Origin of the sequence: Campylobacter concisus (assembly GCF_902460845.1) — a bacterium.
Classification (GTDB): Bacteria; Campylobacterota; Campylobacteria; order Campylobacterales; family Campylobacteraceae; genus Campylobacter_A; species Campylobacter_A concisus_X.
Genome location: NZ_CABPVS010000001.1, coordinates 277,646 through 296,379, shown reverse-complemented (window position 1 = coordinate 296,379; position 18,734 = coordinate 277,646). Strand labels below are relative to the sequence as shown.

At 37.6% G+C, this 18,734-nt stretch carries 16 protein-coding genes, 1 tRNA gene and 1 pseudogene; 5 read left to right on the top strand and 13 right to left on the bottom strand.

Features of this window, described 5'->3' with window-relative positions; genetic code table 11:
* Positions 1–488 (top strand): Cj0814-related protein (locus tag F3H00_RS01535; protein ID WP_508610266.1); only part of this gene is annotated, 488 nt, incomplete at its 5' end.
* A 35-nt stretch (positions 489–523) separates the two neighbouring features.
* On the opposite strand, the gene F3H00_RS01530 is transcribed toward F3H00_RS01535, so the two are convergent.
* The 12 genes and pseudogenes from F3H00_RS01530 to dnaG all read right to left on the bottom strand — a co-directional run bounded on the left by F3H00_RS01530 (position 524) and on the right by dnaG (position 14,391).
* The gene (locus tag F3H00_RS01530) at positions 524–1,336 is read right to left on the bottom strand and encodes a Cj0814-related protein (RefSeq protein WP_148799348.1); all 813 of its coding nucleotides are present in this window, start codon (positions 1,334–1,336) and stop codon (positions 524–526) included.
* Between the two features lie 12 nt (positions 1,337–1,348).
* Positions 1,349–2,152, bottom strand: a complete 804-nt coding sequence (locus F3H00_RS10480) for a Cj0814-related protein (RefSeq protein ID WP_148799350.1) — start codon at positions 2,150–2,152, stop codon at positions 1,349–1,351.
* Positions 2,153–2,288: 136 nt separating this feature from the next.
* Entirely contained in the window at positions 2,289–4,043 is a 1,755-nt protein-coding gene (locus F3H00_RS01520) for a response regulator (RefSeq protein WP_149703660.1), read from the bottom strand.
* A gap of 106 nt (positions 4,044–4,149) precedes the next feature.
* Positions 4,150–5,290, bottom strand: a pseudogene (locus tag F3H00_RS10815) (Cj0814 family flagellar-dependent secreted protein).
* A 268-nt stretch (positions 5,291–5,558) separates the two neighbouring features.
* Positions 5,559–5,635: transfer RNA gene (locus F3H00_RS01510), tRNA-Met, on the bottom strand.
* A gap of 105 nt (positions 5,636–5,740) precedes the next feature.
* Complete coding sequence (locus F3H00_RS01505; protein WP_148799363.1) at positions 5,741–6,730, bottom strand: argininosuccinate synthase domain-containing protein; 990 nt, start codon at positions 6,728–6,730, stop codon at positions 5,741–5,743.
* Between the two features lie 59 nt (positions 6,731–6,789).
* Positions 6,790–8,013, bottom strand: coding sequence for a peptidase T (gene pepT, locus F3H00_RS01500; RefSeq protein WP_148799365.1), 1,224 nt, complete (start codon positions 8,011–8,013; stop codon positions 6,790–6,792).
* A gap of 11 nt (positions 8,014–8,024) precedes the next feature.
* Positions 8,025–9,335, bottom strand: a complete 1,311-nt coding sequence (dcuC, locus tag F3H00_RS01495; RefSeq protein WP_148799367.1) for a C4-dicarboxylate transporter DcuC — start codon at positions 9,333–9,335, stop codon at positions 8,025–8,027.
* Between the two features lie 14 nt (positions 9,336–9,349).
* The gene (gene pepE, locus F3H00_RS01490) at positions 9,350–10,048 is read right to left on the bottom strand and encodes a dipeptidase PepE (RefSeq protein WP_148799369.1); all 699 of its coding nucleotides are present in this window, start codon (positions 10,046–10,048) and stop codon (positions 9,350–9,352) included.
* On the bottom strand, positions 10,045–11,364 hold the full coding sequence (locus tag F3H00_RS01485) for an amidohydrolase (RefSeq protein ID WP_148799371.1): 1,320 nt from the start codon (positions 11,362–11,364) through the stop codon (positions 10,045–10,047). The genes pepE and F3H00_RS01485 overlap by 4 nt, the downstream gene beginning before the upstream one ends.
* 10 nt (positions 11,365–11,374) lie before the next feature.
* Complete coding sequence (locus tag F3H00_RS01480; protein ID WP_148799373.1) at positions 11,375–12,610, bottom strand: M20 family metallo-hydrolase; 1,236 nt, start codon at positions 12,608–12,610, stop codon at positions 11,375–11,377.
* A gap of 104 nt (positions 12,611–12,714) precedes the next feature.
* A complete protein-coding gene (gene dnaG / locus F3H00_RS01475; protein ID WP_148799703.1) occupies positions 12,715–14,391 on the bottom strand; it encodes a DNA primase in 1,677 nt (558 codons plus the stop codon).
* Positions 14,392–14,446: 55 nt separating this feature from the next.
* Between dnaG and F3H00_RS01470 the strand changes: the two genes are divergently transcribed.
* Genes F3H00_RS01470 through aroC form a run of 4 tightly spaced genes read left to right on the top strand, consistent with a single transcriptional unit; the run spans position 14,447 to position 17,634 of the window.
* Positions 14,447–15,478, top strand: a complete 1,032-nt coding sequence (locus tag F3H00_RS01470) for a tetratricopeptide repeat protein (protein ID WP_223155219.1) — start codon at positions 14,447–14,449, stop codon at positions 15,476–15,478.
* Positions 15,456–15,890, top strand: coding sequence for a ribonuclease HI (gene rnhA / locus F3H00_RS01465; protein WP_021090299.1), 435 nt, complete (start codon positions 15,456–15,458; stop codon positions 15,888–15,890). Before F3H00_RS01470 ends, rnhA begins: the two co-directional genes overlap by 23 nt.
* Complete coding sequence (gene rnc, locus F3H00_RS01460) at positions 15,887–16,558, top strand: ribonuclease III (RefSeq protein ID WP_103559543.1); 672 nt, start codon at positions 15,887–15,889, stop codon at positions 16,556–16,558. The genes rnhA and rnc overlap by 4 nt, the downstream gene beginning before the upstream one ends.
* Positions 16,559–16,566: 8 nt before the next feature.
* A complete protein-coding gene (aroC, locus tag F3H00_RS01455; RefSeq protein ID WP_103580300.1) occupies positions 16,567–17,634 on the top strand; it encodes a chorismate synthase in 1,068 nt (355 codons plus the stop codon).
* Between the two features lie 45 nt (positions 17,635–17,679).
* Here the strand turns inward: aroC and F3H00_RS01450 are convergent, their stop codons facing one another.
* Complete coding sequence (locus F3H00_RS01450; protein ID WP_187424088.1) at positions 17,680–18,582, bottom strand: autotransporter outer membrane beta-barrel domain-containing protein; 903 nt, start codon at positions 18,580–18,582, stop codon at positions 17,680–17,682.
* Positions 18,583–18,734: the final 152 nt, after the last annotated feature.

Sequence of the window (18,734 nt, the reverse complement as noted above, 5' to 3'; positions counted from 1 at the left end):
CTGTAAATGAATTTTTAAATGAATATCGTGGCGATAGCGATTTGCTATTTATGCAAAACTCAAGGACTGTTGATCTGCTTGATAGTGATATGAGCGTTGATGAGTTTAAAGAGGAGTGGGCTAAATATGCACTAAAAGAGCGGTTTAATATAACTTTATCTGGCGAAGATGCTAAAAACGCTGTCAATATATTAAAAGAGCTAAACGAAAAAGGTGTTCAGAATATAGATAATCTTGAAAAAGAAGACAACACCAAAGAGAAAAAATTTACTCCTATCCAAGCTGAAAGCAAAAACACTGAAACTTATGATATTGCTAAGGATGAGAAATTTTCGTTTTTACTTAAGCTTCAAGAACTTGAGAGAGAACGAGGTATCGACGTGCTTCGTATCATGCAAAAACTTGAAGAAAATGGTAAAAAGTTTTTGATAAAAAGGTTTAACTTTATCTTTATATCTAGCGCAAGCCGTTGCTATGTTATCCTGTGACAAGTTAGATGGTGATCCTCGTTCTGCTTTATCCATTAAGCCATCTTATTTAAAATTTGCTTCTTATCTATCTTTTGCATAAGCTCTAAGACATCTATGCCTCTTTTTTCTTTGAAATTTAAAAGCTCTCTTGTAAAGAGAAATTTCTGATCCTTGTTTATATCATAGGTCTCATACTTTTTCTTAACCTGCATAGGTTTAAATTTCTTCTCAGCCTGCTCTTTAGCAAAATTTGCATTGTATTCTTGTTCTTCTTTGTGTAGTTTAGCTAGAAATTCTTTATGCTCTTTTGTAGTTTTTTCTACGTCTTCTCTATAAAGCTTCTTAAACTCTTCTATGCTTAGATCAGCTCTAACAAACAATCTAGCACCATCATTACTCATCATTGTATCTTCAGGAAACGAATTTACAAAAGCTTCTAGTTCCGCCTCCTCTTCTGCTGTGCCAAGACCAACCATTTTACCAACTATCGTTGGTTTGCCGTCTATAGAGTTTGTAAGCAACCAGTCCATGTAATCTTGGAGTTCGCGAACTCTAAATTCTTCCATATTTTCTGGCTCTCTTTTTGCTGATAAAGCTCGTCTTTCTTGAATGGTGTAATCAGACAGCATATTATCTATTCGATTTATAGTATCTGTTATCCAGCCATCTTTGCTTTTGTCTATATCTATAAATTCTTTTATAGTTTCGCTCCAGGGTTTAAAAAGATTCTTTGAGTAGTCAAATTTTTCTTCGGTAGCGTTTTTGTCTTGCTTGCCTTCTTTGGCTACATTTTCTATTGCATTTTCTTTTTGGATAGTGTTGTCTTGTATCGGTGTGTTGCTAAGTCCGTTTATGCTAGTTATCATTTTAACTCCCCTTTACGCCGTCTTATCCACTTTTAGCTTTGCCACTTTTTTTAAAATCTCAAACATACTCTTACCACTATCAAATTCACTCTTTATAAATTTATAAAGCTCCTTAAATCTCTCATCGGCTTCAAGCTTATATGTGTGAGATTTTTTAGTAACTTGTATAGGTGTAAATTTCTTCTCTTTCTTCTCTTCTTCGTTTTGTGTTTCAAGATCATTTATGGAATTTATGGTCTCTTTTGCTAGCTCCTCGTCAAGCTCTAAACCAAAGCGCTCCTTTAGTGCAAATTTAGCCCATTTGCCCTTGAACTCATCGACACTCATATCGCTATCAAGTAGTTCAGCTGTCTTGCTACCACCAAAAGCTATAAAAGAGAGTATTTTTTTATTTGCAAACTGATCTATAAAATCATCAACGCTAAGCTTTTTGCTATTTAATGGATCTTTGAAAATTCCCTTTGGCTCAAATGCTGGATTTCTCTCAAGCCCTAAAGCACCGCTATCATCTATAAATTTCTTTAGCTCATCTATCTCATCTTTTGAAAAAGAGTCGTCATAGCCCATTAGCTTGCCAAGTATGCTTACTTTTGGCTCTCCTTCGCCTTTTACAAAGCCAGTGAGTGAGTGACCATATCTGTCGTATTCTCTTGCTCTTTCTTTATCATCTAGCCTTGCATACTTAGAAAATGTCATACCATGACCCATATCGTTACTAAGTATCTCGTTTATATCGTTAAATTTAAAGCCCATCTCTCTTGCTATGTTCTCTCTTGAGAGATAGTTAGGGGTTGAAAGATTATTAGAAATTTGCATTTTACTATCCTTAGTTCTTTTAAATTTACGCCTTTATATCAACATCTCTTTTTAGCTCAAATTCACACCAAAGATATCGTCTTTTTTATGAAAAGATTTATTTCGCCAGGGATTTCTAGTCTGCATAAATTTACTCCTAAACTCTCGTATCTACCTTTTTATAAAGCCTATCTTTGCTAGATAGTTCTTTAAATTTTAGGTCGTTTTCAAGGTAGGTAATGTTGTAAATTTCTTTGGTGGTGATGCTTTTGCCGTTTTCAAGTCCGATCAGGAATTTACTTGTAAATTTATCAGAGAGGTTTTTAACGAGCTTTGCTCCAAGCTCTTTTAGGCTAGATATCTTATCATCTTGCTTTATGCCTATATCTTTAAAGTCAAGTCTATTTAGCTCGATATCGTTCATGCTCTTAGCATCTAAATTTATACTTGCTCTTTTACTATCTTTGTCATCTTTGCTTATTAGCTTGCCAGTGTCGTTATAAATTTCTTTTACCTCTAGCTCTCTTCCACTATTAAATTTAAGCGTGATTGTGCCATTTTTGTTTAGCTTCATAGCTATTACGCTGTCTGTGTCCTTTAGAGCAGCTGCTGCCTTGCTCGTATCACTCTCAAAAGCATGCTTTACTTTTTCTAAATTTTCTAGGCTAAAATCAAGCCCAGTTGCTTTTTCAAACTCACTCTCCATAGCGATCATATAAGATGACTTTGTGGTTTTTAGCTTTGAGATGAGATCATCTGCGTCTTCTACATCATTTTCTTTTAAATTTTTGCTTATCCACTCTACATCTTTGCTGTGAGCGCTAGACTCTTTTTGGTAGTCGTTATAAAATTTCATAAAGCTATCTTTTTGATAGCCTGCGTATGAAAAGCTCTCATCTTGTTTAGACCGAGCAGGTTTTATGATAGGGTTAAACTCACTAAGCCTTTTCTTGCCGTCAAAGCCAACTTTTTCATAGGCAAAGTTGTTTAAACCGCTCTCTTCGTTAAATATCTTATTATCCCTAAGATATACCCAGCCGTCTTGGTCTGCATGGTCTTTGAAAAATTTATTAGTCTCTTCTTTGCCTATCTTTTGGTAGCGATACTCGGCTGAAAATAGAGTATAAGGGTTTGAGTTGTTTAAACTAACTCTGTAATCAACTGTGTTTTTGCTAGCAAAGTCCATAGCCTCATGGCTTAAATTTCTAATATCCTTTTTAATAAAGTCGTTAAGGTTTATCTCGCTTACAACTTCGCTTAGTTTGAAAATTTTCTCGTTTCCGTCTTTATCGTAGCCTCTAACCTTTAGCTTATCAAAGTATTTATCACCAGAATTTATCACTCCGTCCTTGTTGCTATCAAAGTTAAATAAAAATCCATTTGCATCTAGCTTGCCTATGCCTAGTTTGTCATTATCGTCATAAAGATCCAAAAAGACCTCCACGTCACCCAGTGAGGTTTTTATCGTTTTTTCATAGGCATAGTCATTTAAATTTGTAAATTTAGTATCTGCTACCGCAATGGGCTTAATGGGAGTTTTTGAATTTATAGATGAGAAATAGGTTCTAGTTTGATCCACTTTCCTTAGTGCTGAGGCATCTTCGCCAAAGAGATATTTGTTTTCAAAGTCCTTTTTGTCCCAGTTCCTCCGCTGGATATCTACATAAGAAAAAGCATCGTTTGTCCCACTATCTGCTCTAGCATACCCCGACTTCACGCCACTGGTGCTGGCGCTTTGGATGATAGAGTAAGTGCTATTTGAGATAAGCTTAGTAGCGATGTCTTTAAGCTCAGACTTTAAATTTGTATTGTCTAAAGTTTGCACTCTATCTACGCCAAGAAGGACCCTTGAATAGATCATATCTTTGGGTAAATTTATATTTATGGGCTCTAAATTTGATGATATATTCATTTTAAATCCTTTTAAAATATATATCTTATATCGGCAAAAGTAAAAAATGTTTAGTAGTATAGTAGTCAAAAGGGCTTAGAGCGAATGTCTACTATGTTATATATTTTTATAGCTCTCTTACCTTTGTCCTCTCATCAAATTCTTTTAAAACGTCCATTATTTTATTTGCTAGCCCCTCAAGCGTTTGATCTTTTTTAAGCTCTAAATTTCTAAGCTTTAAAATCCTAGCTAGTATATCTTTTAGATCTTTCTTGCCAGATAGTATCTCATCATAATAAGCCTTTGTTATGCCTATCTCACTTCTATCTTGTTTTGTAAGTATTAATGAACTTTTATACACACTAAGAGCCTCGTCAGTTATCCTTGTTGTACCACCTTGTAACACAAGACCTTGCTCGTTTTTTAAAAATGCAACAAAGATTTGTTCCTTTGTATAGCCTTGTTCGCTATCATATACGGACATATCAGGTTTAAAGTCATATCCAGCACTACTAACCCACATATAAGGGATAGTATGCTCAGTTGTCATCACTTCTGGAGAAAAGTCAAGGAAATTTCCATTAACCCTTATATTTATATCTTTTAGATCATTCATTAGCTTACGTGCATCGTCTGCATCTTGGGCTGTCCTGAATCTTCTCATTGCTCCTATCAGTTAGTCCATCTATCTCATCACTTGTCATCCTACCCATTAGATATTCGAAATGATCCATTTTTTTATCTTTTGAAAAGTAACCCTTTGGCATATTTGCTAGATCTTCATTTGAGTAAAATTCTTTACCCTTGCTAATAACTCCAGCTGAAATTTGATCAAAAATTTTATAGTATTGCTTGATAGTATTTGCTAGATCGATATTTGCAAAGCTATCCTCTCCAAAGAGTTGGTTATCTTTCTTTGTTTCCATTGAAAAATTTATACTATTTGGATGTTTTTGATTGTGTAACACTATTGCATCAAGCGTGCTTTTGTGAATTTTAAAGTCTTGTGGCAAGCCTGCAGCTTTGTTAAAGTCAGCTCCCATAAATCCTTTAGCATCTACACTATATCCATAACCCTCTTGTGAAGTAAATTTAGCCTGATAAAGAGAGTCGATACTACTAGATGAAACAAAGTCATTTTTAGAAATAGTGGTTTGGCTGATCGAATTTATATTTGGAGTGTTAGGTAGGAAATTTGCAAAGCCTTCGCTTTTTTTCCGTTTTTGATAGTGCTGTTTTGTTAAGATGGAGTTATAAGAGACTTTCATAGCTTACTCCTTGAATTTAGCTTCAAAGAGTAAGCAAAAGTTGTGCCGAAAATTTAAGAGTGAAATAAATTGAAGTTTGTTCACTTTGAGATAAAAATTTTATCTATCAGTAAAAATAAAAGCAAATTTATAGAAAGCATCTTGTAAAATAAAACAATCCTGAAAAAATGTACCGCTTTTTATAAAAACTGTACCATACTTTTAGGAAATTTTAAAGAAAGGAAAACTGCAAAAAGGGCAGTTAGAGTATCGATAAGTAGGGCATCTATGGTGTCACGGGGGAGACTTGAACTCCCGACCTCCGGCTTATGAGACCAGCGCTCTAACCAGCTGAGCTACCGTGACACTTTAAAATAAGTTTCGGATTATATAATTTTTAAACTTATTTGTAGATAAAAACCATCTTTATCCACAAACACAAAATAAAAGCATCAAGAATCAATAAAACGTCTATTTTACGAAATAATTTTGAGCTAGAGATTTATCCTCAGGTGTGATACTAAATTTCTCGCTATCGATGCTAACTTCAAATTTATTTTCTCTGCTTGCTTTTGTATAAGCTAATGCGAGCCTTGCGGCCAGCTCTTTGTCAGCTTTACTAGCGTTTTTGCTTATGAAGCTAACGGCTCCTACGATGTCATCACTCTCTTTAAAATTTACTTGATCAAATTTATCATTTGGATGTGCTAAAAGTGCGTTATTATCACTCTCATCACGGCCTATTATCATTTTTGCACCATCTGGTAAGCGCAGATGCCTACCAAGCTTTAGCCACGTTACATCGATATCTCGCATCTCTTTATCAAAATTTAGATAATCCTTTATCTTCACAGCAAAGCTCTCGATCGTTAGCAAACATCCACCTCCAGGCGTTGCAAAGTCCTCAAAGCCAAATTCCTTTGCCAAAGCAAGCTGCGGCTTTCTATCGCGCCCGCTTATATCAAGCAGCTTCTCTCTATCGACCCAACCCTCGCGCTCTGGCTTAGTTAGTGGCAAGAGCTTAGCGCACATCGGACGAAGCACCAAATCATCCTCGTCATCAGCTAGACGCTTAACCTGAAAGAGTGCGTCTCTTCGCTGACTCATCGGCCTTTGACCTACGACTTCGCCTGTGATGATAAAATTTGCATTTTCACTTTTTAGCATATTAAGAGCTGTTTTAAACATATATCCGTGACAATCAATACATGGGTTAAACTGCTTGCCATAGCCGTATTTTGGGTTAAAAAGTACATCACGAAGATACTCGTTTCTCATATCAACTACCTTTAAACTAGCTCCAGCCAAAGCTGCGCGGCGTCTTAAAATTTCATGTTTTTCTTCATCTACGCCAAATCCAGTATCCATATAAAGTGCGACCACTTCGATATTTTGATCGCTTATTAATTTCATTGAGAGCATGCTATCAAGCCCTCCGCTAAATAAAGCTAAAGCCTTCATTTTTGTCCTGAAAGTAAAATTTAAAGCCTAAATTTACTAAATCTAGGCTTTTATGAAGTTTATTTAGCAGCGTTAATTATGATTTTTTTAATCACTTCACTCGCGGCTTTTAGACTGCTAACTGGCAAATACTCGAAGACGGAGTGAAAGTTATTTGCCCCTGTGAATAAATTTAGCGTTGGCACACCTTTTGCAGATATCACAGCGCCGTCATATCCACCACGCATAGGCTTTATATTTGGCGTGATATTTAGCTCACTAAAGGCATCTTTTGCTAATTTTATAGGCAGTGAGTTTTCATCTTTTAAAAATTTAAAGACATTTTCATAGCGTGTTTTTAGCGTGATTTCGCAACGCTCTCCATAAATTTTGTTAAAAGAATTTGCCATATCGCTTAAAAACTCAAGCCTCTTTTGAAATTTCGCCTCGTCAAATTCTCTTATGTCGATCTTGAGCGTCGTTTTTGCGCTGTTTCCGCTAAGCTCTTTTACCCAAAAATAGCCCTCTTTGCCCTCGGTGCACTCTGGCACTTCGCCGCCTGGCAAAAGCGAGATAAATTTATGCGCAAGAAGTAGCGAATTTACAAGCTTACCCTTTGCGTTCATCGGATGAGCCGAAACGCCTTTAAAGACCATCGTGCAGTCAGCTGCGTTCCAATTTTCATATATTAGCTCACCTATCTCGCAGCAGTCTAAGCAGTAGCCAAAATCAGCTCCTAGCAAATTTACATCAAGCGCCTTTGCCCCAAGTAAGCCCTGCTCTTCATCTGGCACGAAGCAGATCACGATTTTACCGTGCTTTACATCAGGATTTTGCATAAAGTAGCTAGCCATATTTACAATGCTAGCGATCGCAGCCTTATCATCAGCCCCAAGCAAGCTAGTGCCGTCAGTCACGACTATGTCATCACCAACGTATTTTTTAAGCTCTGGATTGTCGTTAAATTTTAGACAAATTCCCTGCTCTTCATTTAGGCAGATATCGCCACCTGTGTATTTTACGATTTTAGCTTTGGTATCATTTTTTTGCTCACTACTTGTATCTAAGTGCCCAAAGAAGGCAATGCTTGGAGCATTTTCACAGTTTGCAGGAATTTTTGCTATCAAGATAGCATTGTCTTGCAAGATGATATCTTTTATGCCTAGCGAGCTAAGCTCTTCTTTTAAAAACTTAGCCAGCTCGTACTCGGTTGGATTAGAAGGCATGACACCTTTTAGTCCATTCTCTTTATTTGTTGTGGTGTTAAATTTTGTATAGTTTAAAAATCTCTCTACGATATCCATTTTTCATCCTTTTAGATGACAAAAAATGCAATCGCTACAACAGAGACAAACATCCCTAAAAATGTTCTTTTAGCGATTTCAACTGGGCTAACCATCGCAATGCCTGCACAAACGATAGCAGCACCGGCAATCGGGGAAGCCGATCTACCTAAAGCACCAGCAATAGCTGCAGCCATACCAAGCTTATCTTGTTCAAAGCCAAGTGCAGCGGCGTTTGTTGTGACAGCTTCGTTAAATGCAAATGTAGCAGCATCACCTGAACCTGTAACTATACCCATGATAAAAGGCACAAATGTTCCGCCAAATTTAACGTAACTTTGATCTGTTTTTAGCCATGCGATGACCACATCAACGGCCCCACATGCCTTTAGGCCAGCGACAAAGACACCAGCTGCGATGATGATACCCATAACGTCAGCATAAGCGTGGCCCATTCCGTTAAAAAATTCTTTTGTGATCTTTTGCGGATTTGTAAGCGTAGCAAAGATAGCTATGATAGCACCTAGTATCATCGCCTCAGCAACGCCCATCTTTGTCCACGCAAGAAAGCTATAATCTTTTGCAAGGCTTGTTCCGCCAATAACCAAGATAACAAGTGGAACTAAAGGCATAATGGCGTAGATGAAATTTACTTTAAATAGCGGCTTCTCTTCGCTAGCAGTACTACTTTCAAGAGTAAAATTTGTATTTTTTTGATAGTCTTTAAGCAGTATCGCAACAATAACTAATGCGATCACTACGATAACAAGAGCAGTAAATGCACTTGGAATTTGCACTTTTATGACATCTTGAACTGTGTAGCCCTCAACCGTCTTTTTAACAAGATCAGCCACATAGACGTTGTGAGCCGATCCTGGGCTTAAAACTCCACCAAATGTCCCTGCAAAAACAGCAGCACCAGCCATAGCTGGGCGGATACCTGAAGCCATTAAAAGCGGTATAAGCGTCGCACCAACAGCAGCAGAGCATCCTGCAGCTGAAGGGATAGCGATATTTATAAAATAAGTTAGCACTGTTGTTGCGGGGATCAATATAAAACCCACATTTTTAAGTGGCTTTGTAAGAAGCGCAACAAGGTGCTTATCACACATTGTGTATTTCATAACGAAAGCAAAACCCATACTAGCACAAATCGCTTTTATAAGCCCTGCTTTAGTCATATAGTCAGTAAAAGCACTTAATGCCCCCATAGGTTTTAGTGCGATTAAACAAAGTACCAAACCAACACCTATTAGCACCGTTCTTGTCTCTTTTTTTAAGACAAGAAGTGCCACAACAGCTGCGATGCCAAGAATGGCAGCAATTAGCTTAAATGTTTCCATACCTCTCTCCTTGCTTAGATTTTAAATTTAGTTCCAACTTCTATTTTTTCTATCTCTTTTTGATACTCAAATTTTAAAATTTCACTATGTCCTATGACCTCAGCCTCGCTACCCTCTATGAGTAAAGCCGTGCCTTCAGGCAAAGCGTAGATAGTCTCTTTTGGATTAGCTATCAAAAATTCCTCCAGTCTCTCCTCCCTGCTCTCGCCGTTATGACCTGCTAGCTTGCCACTTATGAAGTGCGGGTTTATTTGATAAGGAAAGATATTTAGACTATCAAAGGACTTTGGCATGATGATAGGCATATCATTTGTCGTCATCATCGTCTTGCCAGCGATATTTGCACCAGCTGACCAGCCAAAATATTTTGCACCATTTGCCACAGCTTCTTTTATAGGCTCAATCAAATTTAGCTTATAAAGAGTGTAAAGCAGCATAAAGGTATTTCCGCCGCCAACTGCGATACTGCTAGCATTTTTGATAGCTGAAATTTTATCCTCGTAGTGATGGATTGATTTTATATTGCTATTTTTTAATCTATCAATTACTTTTTGCTCATACTCGTCATTTGTTCGCCTAACTCCAGCGTAAGGGATAAATAAAATTTCTTCCTTGCCGCATTCACCTAAAAATTCCTTAACCCAGTTTTTGCAGTGCCTTAAATAGCCAGTATCTTGATAGCTTGAAGCACTGATTAGTAAAGCATTTTTCATTTTTTTACTCCATTTAATTTGTAAGCAGATCTTAGATAGACATCAACTCCAGCTACCAAGCACTCCTCATCAAAGTCAAATTTGCAGTTGTGATGGCCTGCTTTTAAATTTGTGCCGATCATCATATAACCACTCTTTGCGCCCCTATCTTGCAAAGCTCTCATAAAATGAGCAAAATCTTCACAAGCACCAAAATCAAGCTCTTTTACGATCTTGTCATCATCTATAAAAGGACTTTGCTTTGCAGCTTCATAGAAAATTTCAGTTACTTCTTTGTCGCTATCGGCTCCGTTTGTGCCGCCAGTTTTTACGACTTTGCTCTCTACGCCATAAATTTCGCTCACACCTTTAACAATATCCATGCATTTTTCATACATAAAATCATTTAAATTTGTGTCTTCACCTCTTGTTTCGCAAGCTATATAGCCATTTGGTGCGATGACATTTCTGCCTTCACCTGCTTTTAAAACGCCTACGTTTATCCTAGTCACGCCTTTTGCATGTCTTGTGATACCATGCATGCTTAGCGCCATTTGAGATGCAGCCAAAAGGGCATTTGCGCCATCTTGAGGTGCTCCTGCTGCATGAGCTGAACGACCAGTGATATGTACGTCAAATTTTGAAGTTGCAAGTAGCTTATTTGTCCCGCAGATGATGCCTCTATTGGTTTTTGCTTGAAAGCCGATATGACCGCCCAGTAGGTACTCTACACCATCAAGCACACCAGCAGCTTCCATAGCCACAGCACCTCTTGTGCCCTCTTCTGCCGTTTGGAAGATAAATTTAAACTTACCATTTAGATCATCTAAATTTTCAGCTATAAGTTTTGCCACACCAAGGCCTATAGATATATGACCATCATGCCCACAAGCATGCGTGATACCAGCGATATCTGCACCAAAACCCTCTTTATAAGGTCTATGAGTAGGCTCGTCGCTCTCTGTCACATCAACACTATCAATGTCAAATCTAAATGCTGTAAATTTACCAGGCCTTTTTGTGTCGATGAAGGCTGTTAAGCCAGTTAGGCCATCTTTCATATAAGGAAGATATTTTGCCTCTTCAGGACTTAGGAGCTTTTTGGCTCTTTCTATTGCTTTTTCGCACTGCTCTTTTGAGCCAAGACCAAGCCTTGCATCGGCTTTAACAACCTTGTCACCAAGGCTTATTTCATAACCAAGATCACTAAGCCTCTTTGCTAACACAGCGGTTGTAAAAAATGTAAACCAACCAGTCTCTGGATGCGAGTGAAAATACCTGCGATCCTTGATCAGCTCATCTTTTAAAGAAAGAGCCAAATTTGCTATCTTATCCATAGATTTCTCCTTATTCATTTGATAGTTTAATTAGTACATTTGTTAAAATTTGTGTAGCTTTGAAAGCATCATCAAAATTTATAGCTTCTGCTATATTGTGACTGATGCCACCAACGCAAGGTATAAAAAGCATGCCAACGCTACTTGCAAGTTTTGTTAGATTCATCGCATCGTGTCCAGCTCCGCTTGGCAAAGTAAGCGTTTTTATGCCCAGTTTAGCAGCCTCTTCGCTTAGTAAATTTATAGCATGATCGCTTAGTTTTACTGGCTCGTCACTACTTAGTTCTCTTATCTCATAACTAAATTTTAGCTCACTACTTAGCTCTTTTATAAAATTTCTAAGCTCTAAATTTAGCTCTTCTAAGCTTGTCTTATCAATATCTCTTAGATCAACTCCAAGCCTTGCCTCGCCTGGCACGACGTTTAAAACGCCTGGTTTTGCATGTGCGTAACCAACGGTTGCTACAGCTGTTTTTTTGCTTTTTGCAAATTTATTTGCAGCGATTATTATGTGTGAAGCAGCGAGCAGGGCGTCATTTCGCATATTCATCGGAGTCGCACCGCTGTGATCTGCCTTACCATGAATAATAATTTCAAATCTTATAGGAGCGGCGATCCCACTTACTACGCCAACGCTTATGCCGCTTCGCTCAAGCACTGGACCTTGTTCAATGTGAAGTTCTAAATATGAATGAAGTGAGTGTTCTTTTAAAAGAGAATCATTTAAATTTTGTGGTTCAAGTCCAAATTTACTCATCGCTTCAAAAAGCGAAATGCCATCTTCGTCTTTTAGCTCATGAAGCCTTTGTAGACCAAGTTTGCCGCTTATTATCTTGCTGCCAATGGTCGCTGTCTTGAAACGACTTGATTCTTCACAGCAAAAATTTATGAGCCAAAGCGGACGCTTTAGCTTAATGCCAGCTTCTTTTATCGAGGTTAATGCTTCAAGTCCAGCCATAACGCCAAGCGTACCATCATAAAAGCCACCATTTGGCACGCTATCTATGTGAGAGCCCACACAAACTGGCTTCTCGCCTGGCTCACAGCCATCATCATAGATGGCAAAGATGTTGCCAACATTGTCAATTTTAAGTTTAAAGCCATTTTCTTCTATTAAATTTATAAGAAAATTTCTAGCTTCCAAGTCTTCTTTACTAAATGCAAGCCTTGTTAGCCCTCCACCTTTTAATGCTCCAAATCTGCTTATAGCATTAAAATTCGCCTCAAATCTTTTAAAATTTATCATAATAAATCCTTAAAAATAAAACTAATCTTAAAAACATTTATTACTTTGAACATTTTACATTTAGTTTTATGATTTAAAGCTGAATAAGTGTTAAATTTTGAAATCTAATTTTTTTGTAGCTTGTTGTGTAAGCCTTTAATAATCTCTGAAATTTTTTGCATTATTTCGATTTTATTTGGTTTTTGTGATTTTCTAGTATCTTCGCGAAACTTTTCGTAGTATTTTAGTTTTAGCTTTAAAATGGCCTCTTTAAGGCTCTCTTCACTAGAAGCTACGTTTGAGCTCTCATCAACATAAATTTCTCTAACAAGTACCGCGTTATCTTGAATATTTGGCAATAAAACAGCCTGAAAATAATCTTTATGATGCAAGAAAAATTTCTCCTCAAGCTCGTTTAAAACGATAGTTTCGTAATTTTTATTTGCAAGCATGCTCTTTAAAACGCTAAATTCCAAAATATCAGTTTTATCTTTTTTTTGAGCCATTTGTTTATTTATTGCAGCATTTGTAAAATTTTGATCTTGTCTATTTATATATCTTTGCCCATGAAGACTAAAAGTATTTAGCTCTATTTTGAGTAAATTTGAGACCAATAATTCGTAACTTTTTGCGATTATTGGCTTTAGAGAATTTGTAAATTCCACTATCTCTTCTAAGCATTTTTGCTTTTGCACTGGGCGCGTAATATCATATTTTTTTACAACTTGCTCAATATAAAACTCGCCAAGCTCAGTCCCTGAGCCAAACATCTCTTTTAGCTCGTCGCTTCTACCTGCAAAAACCATATCCGCAGGGTCTGCACCATCTTTTATAATGACAACACTTCCATCTATTTCGTTTTGCACTAAAAGACGAGATGATTTTATAGCGGCATTTATACCAGCCGAGTCACCATCAAAACAAAGTACTACGCTTATCTCTCCTCTTTTTAAAAGTGGCAAGTGATTAGTCGTAAGCGCAGTCCCAAGCACAGCAACGGCGTTTGTAAAGCCAGCAAAGTGCAGCATGATAACATCTAGATATCCCTCTGTGATGATGATCTGCTTTTTTTCAAAAATGCTTTGCCTAGCTAAATGATAGCCGTAAAGTAGCTTTGACTTATCAAAAACCATGCTTTGTGGAGAATTTACATATTTTGCAGGATGATCTGAGATCGTTCTACCGCCAAAGCCAACTAATTTTGCCGTGTGAGCATATATGGGAAATGTGATACGCTCGATAAAACTAGCATAAATTCCCTTCTCGTTTTGCTTTACGATTCCAACTTCAAGTGCCTCTTTTGGCTCGATATTTTCATTTTGTAAAAGCCTAATAGTACTAGCACTATCCCCAGCCCAGCCAAGCTCAAATTTCTCGATCATCGCGTCATTTATACCACGAGAATAGATATATCTCACAGCGGCTTCATGCTTGAAAAATTCGCTCCTATAAAAGGCATTCGCCTTTTCTAAAATGTGCTTATTTTCTTTTTGTGTTGGGGCTTTGTCGCTTGTGTATTCGAGACTAAAATTTACAAGGCTAGCTATTCTTTCGATAGCTTCTGGATAGGTTAATTTCTCATAATCCATTACAAATTTGATCGCATCTCCGCCGGCCTTGCAAGCAAAACAGTGAAAAATTTGTTTGCTTTGACTTATGCTCATACTAGGATTTCTATCATCGTGAAATGGGCAGACGCATTTATAGTTTGCACCCATTTTTTTAACTGGCAAATAGTGCTCTATAATGTCAACGATATCGATTTGATTTTTGAGTTTTTCTATGGATTTTGGATCTATCATAAGCAAAATTATACAACCGCTTTGTTATAATTAAAGTAAAATTTTATTACAAAGTATGAGCGTGGATATTTTTTTCATTGGGCACAGAGATCCGATATTTAGCCTTATTATTTTATTTAGCATTATTTTGATGATAGCCGCATTAAGCTATGCTTGGGGTATCTTTTCAAGCAAAGATGAGAAAAAACGCATTGAAAAATTTATAAGAAAATTTGATAGCAAAGACGGCATAAGTAGCGAGCATAAGCAGATGCTACAAAGCCCAGAGATAGACGCCCAAAGCCTTTGCATGCTAGGGCAAACTTTTGCTAAAAATGGTGATTTTGAAAAATCAATTAGTGTTTATCTCATAGCGCTTGGCAAAGTTAGAGATAAAAATGAAAAAGAATTTATCCTAAACGAGCTTGGAGAGGTCTATTTTAAGGCTGGATTTTTAAAAAAAGCTAGTGAAGTCTTTGAAAAAGTGCTTGAACTAAGCCCAAGAAATGTGCTTGCACTTCGCTTTTTAACGATGATAGATGAAAAACTTAAAAACTACAAAGAAGCTCTTTATGCGCTAAATTCTCTTGAAGAGCTTGGTGTAAATGTAAAAGATCAAAAGGCCTATATAAAGGCGATCAGCACGCTTGATGATAGAAATTTAAGCTTTAATGAAAAGGTAGAAATTCTCTCCCATCTTAGCCAAAATTTTGAGCTTTTAAAGCGCATGATCTTAGCCCTTTTCATAAGACACAATGAAAATTTAGAAAATTTAAAAGATTTTGCTCGTTTTGAAGATGTGATCGATCTGCTTTACAACCTAAAAACGCCTATAAATTTAAGCGATTCAAAGTACAAATCACTCTTTTATGCAAAGGGTGATATAGATGAGCCATGTGAAATTGATGGCTTTGAGCTAAACGTTATCAAAAAACTAAAAGATGCTAAATTTGACGCGGCTGGGTTAAGCTTTAACTATGTTTGCAAAAGCTGCAAAAACTCATTTCCTATGCATTTTTACCGCTGTCCGGTCTGTCACGAGCTAGGAAGTGTCAAAATTTTATCCCACATCACAGAAAAAGCAAGTGAAGATAGTAACACTTTTTAGTGATGGCTCGTGTCTTGGAAACCCTGGAGCTGGAGGCTGGGCATATATATTGAGATTTAATGAAGCGCAGAAAAAAGCAAGCGGCGGCGAGGCATATACGACAAATAACCAAATGGAGTTAAAAGCTGCGATAATGGGACTAAAAGCTCTAAAAGAGCCTTGTGAAGTGAGACTATTTACCGATAGCTCATACGTGGTAAATAGCATAAATGAGTGGCTTTCTAACTGGCAAAAGAGAAATTTTAAAAATGTAAAAAATGTAGAGCTTTGGCAGGAGTATTTAGAAATTTCAAAGCCTCACAAAGTCGTGGCAAGCTGGGTTAAGGGGCATGCTGGACACCCTGAAAACGAGGAGTGCGACCAGATGGCAAGAGATGAGGCATTAAAAATAAAAGATGAGAATGAAAGATGAAAATTTTAGAAGAATTTGAAGAAAGTCTTAGATATAAATTTAAAAAAACTGAACTTTTAGAAGAGGCACTAACGCACAAGAGCACCAAACAGGCGTTAAATAACGAGAGGCTAGAGTTTTTGGGTGATGCGGTAATGGATCTGCTTGTGGCTGAGTATCTTTTTAAGAAATTTAGCAAGATCGCAGAGGGCGACATGAGTAAGCTAAGAGCTGCGCTTGTAAATGAAAAAAGCTTTGCAAATATGGCAAGGCATCTAAAAATGGGTAAATTTTTAAGGTTAAGCACGGCCGAAGAGAATAATGGCGGGCGCGAGAAAGATAGCATTTTAAGCGACGCATTTGAGGCTGTGATGGGTGCTATCTACCTTGAGGCTGGACTTGATAAAGTGCGAGAAATTTCGATCGCCCTGCTTGAGCTTTGCTATCCACAGATCGACTTTGCACACCTTGAAAAGGACTACAAAACCGCTCTTCAAGAGGTCACTCAGGCCAGTCTTGGTGTCATACCAACATACGAACTCATCGGCACGTCAGGTCCTGATCACAAGAAAGAATTTGAGATAGCCTTGCTACTAAATGGAAAAGAAATTTCACGCGCCGTTGGCAGCTCTAAAAAGCAAGCCCAACAGCTTGCAGCAAAAATCGCACTAGAAAAAATCAAAAAATAGGAAAAATTTTGAATACATTTGGCAAAAAACTAACCTTAACAACCTTTGGTGAGAGCCATGGAGTGGCGATCGGTGGCGTGATAGACGGACTTCCAGCTGGGCTAAAGATCGATACAGATTTTATCCAAAGTGAGCTTGACAAGCGTCGCCCAGGACAAAGCAATTTCACAACCGCAAGAGACGAGGCTGACAAGATAGAAATTTTTAGTGGTCTTTTTGATGGTATAAGCACTGGGGCGCCGATAGGCTTTGCCATTTTTAATAACAATCAAAAGTCAAATGACTATGACAATTTACGTGAAATTTTCCGTCCAGGCCATGCGGATTTTACTTATTTCAAAAAATATGGCTTTAGAGATCATAGAGGCGGCGGACGCTCAAGCGCAAGAGAAACGGCCGTTAGAGTAGCTGGTGGGGCTTTTGCGCAGCTACTTTTAAATGAGTTTAATATAGAAATTTTAAGTGGAGTGCTTGGTATAGGCAAAGTTTTTAGCGACAAAATAGACTTTAACTTTGCTAAAAATTCTCAAATTTATGCTCTTGGCAATGAAGAAGCGATGAAAGAAGTGATAAATAAAGCTAGAAGCGAGCACGATAGCGTGGGAGCTGTGGTTTTAAGCGTGGCTAAAGGCGTACCAGCTGGTCTTGGCGAGCCACTTTATGATAAGCTAGATAGCGCTTTAGCAGCGGCTTTGATGGGAATAAACGGCGTAAAAGCCGTAGAGATCGGTGCTGGCGTGAATGTAAGCTCTATGCTTGGCTCAGCAAACAACGACGAGATGGACGAACTTGGCTTTTTGAGCAATAACGCTGGTGGCATACTTGGGGGCATAAGCAGTGGCGCCGAGATCGTGCTAAAGAGCCATTTTAAGCCTACACCTTCGATATTTAAAGAGCAAAAGACGCTAAATTTAGCTGGCGAAGTGGTAGACTTTGAGCTAAGGGGTAGACATGATCCTTGTATAGGCATACGAGGAAGCGTCGTTACAACCGCGATGATAAGGCTAGTTATCGCCGATATGTTACTACTAAATGCTAGCACAAAGCTTGAAAATTTAAAGAAAATTTACGGCTAAATCTATAAAACGAGTAAAATTTAGTGGCCTAAAAGCCACTAAATTTTAGAATCTATAAGCAAACTGAAGTTTTGCGCTGCTTTGATCTTTTTTACCAAAAGATTGTGCTATGCCAAAATTTATGAGTGTCACATAAGTTGGCGTATATCTTAGACCGACCTCAACCTCTGAACTTGTACCTTTTTGAGTTAGGCTGATCTCCTCGTCTTCTTGGATCACCGCTATTTTTGACTTGGTGTTAAATTTATACTCAGCGCTAATTTTTCCATAAGGATTAAATTTACCAGCATCATAGGCTATTTTTGAGTAAATTTTATCTCTACTTGATGTAACGCTGCTAAATTTTAATGTGCTTTGTCCGATATTTGCCTCATCGCTACCGACATAAGAGAGTGCGTAGTTTAGCCCACTATCAAGTATAAAGCTATCAAATTTTATCTTTTTGCCGACGCCAAAGCTAGCATTGTAGTATGGCATCGAGATTTTATAATCTATGTCTTTCGCATCAAACTTAGTTTGACTCCTACCAGCTTTTGCCATGAGATCGATATAAAAATCACGCGGCAAATTTAGCCTTGAAAAAATACCAAGTCCATAGTTTCTAACTCTGCCATCTATTTTGGCATCTTCATCGCTGTTATCAAATTTAGCGTATGAGTTCTCAATAAAAGCTCCATAAATGTTCTCTTTTGCACTAAATGCTACGCCAGCTGATAAGCCAACACCTTTTAGATCAATGCCGCTCTCATCATAGTCTGCTTTAAATCCATTTACATTTGCAAAACTGATCACGTTTTTTTCATCGCTTTCGTATGCTGGCTGATATACGTCGCTTTTATAACCAAAGTCATCAGCAAATGCATATTTAGCAAGATGAGATGTGCCAAACAAATTTGCAACTTCTAGTGCATTTAGATCAAGCTCAATAGCCCCCATTGAGTCGCTCATAAAGTCATTCATTTTAAAAGTCACATCTATTGGTATAGCAAAAGCCCCAAGTATAGACTCGCCATTTTTATTTTTACTTTGCTAGAATTTACATCACTTCTATCTGTTAAATCAATATAAACACCTGATTGTCTACTTTTTTCGATAGTAGA

Coding starts and splice junctions, on each gene's coding strand:
- F3H00_RS01530 (WP_148799348.1), bottom strand. CDS start 1,336: ATGATAACTAGCATAAACGGACTTAGCAACACACCGATACAAGACAAC.
- F3H00_RS10480 (WP_148799350.1), bottom strand. CDS start 2,152: ATGCAAATTTCTAATAATCTTTCAACCCCTAACTATCTCTCAAGAGAG.
- F3H00_RS01520 (WP_149703660.1), bottom strand. CDS start 4,043: ATGAATATATCATCAAATTTAGAGCCCATAAATATAAATTTACCCAAA.
- F3H00_RS01505 (WP_148799363.1), bottom strand. CDS start 6,730: ATGAAGGCTTTAGCTTTATTTAGCGGAGGGCTTGATAGCATGCTCTCA.
- pepT (WP_148799365.1), bottom strand. CDS start 8,013: ATGGATATCGTAGAGAGATTTTTAAACTATACAAAATTTAACACCACA.
- dcuC (WP_148799367.1), bottom strand. CDS start 9,335: ATGGAAACATTTAAGCTAATTGCTGCCATTCTTGGCATCGCAGCTGTT.
- pepE (WP_148799369.1), bottom strand. CDS start 10,048: ATGAAAAATGCTTTACTAATCAGTGCTTCAAGCTATCAAGATACTGGC.
- F3H00_RS01485 (WP_148799371.1), bottom strand. CDS start 11,364: ATGGATAAGATAGCAAATTTGGCTCTTTCTTTAAAAGATGAGCTGATC.
- F3H00_RS01480 (WP_148799373.1), bottom strand. CDS start 12,610: ATGATAAATTTTAAAAGATTTGAGGCGAATTTTAATGCTATAAGCAGA.
- dnaG (WP_148799703.1), bottom strand. CDS start 14,391: ATGATAGATCCAAAATCCATAGAAAAACTCAAAAATCAAATCGATATC.
- F3H00_RS01470 (WP_223155219.1), top strand. CDS start 14,447: ATGAGCGTGGATATTTTTTTCATTGGGCACAGAGATCCGATATTTAGC.
- rnc (WP_103559543.1), top strand. CDS start 15,887: ATGAAAATTTTAGAAGAATTTGAAGAAAGTCTTAGATATAAATTTAAA.
- F3H00_RS01450 (WP_187424088.1), bottom strand. CDS start 18,582: ATGAGCGACTCAATGGGGGCTATTGAGCTTGATCTAAATGCACTAGAA.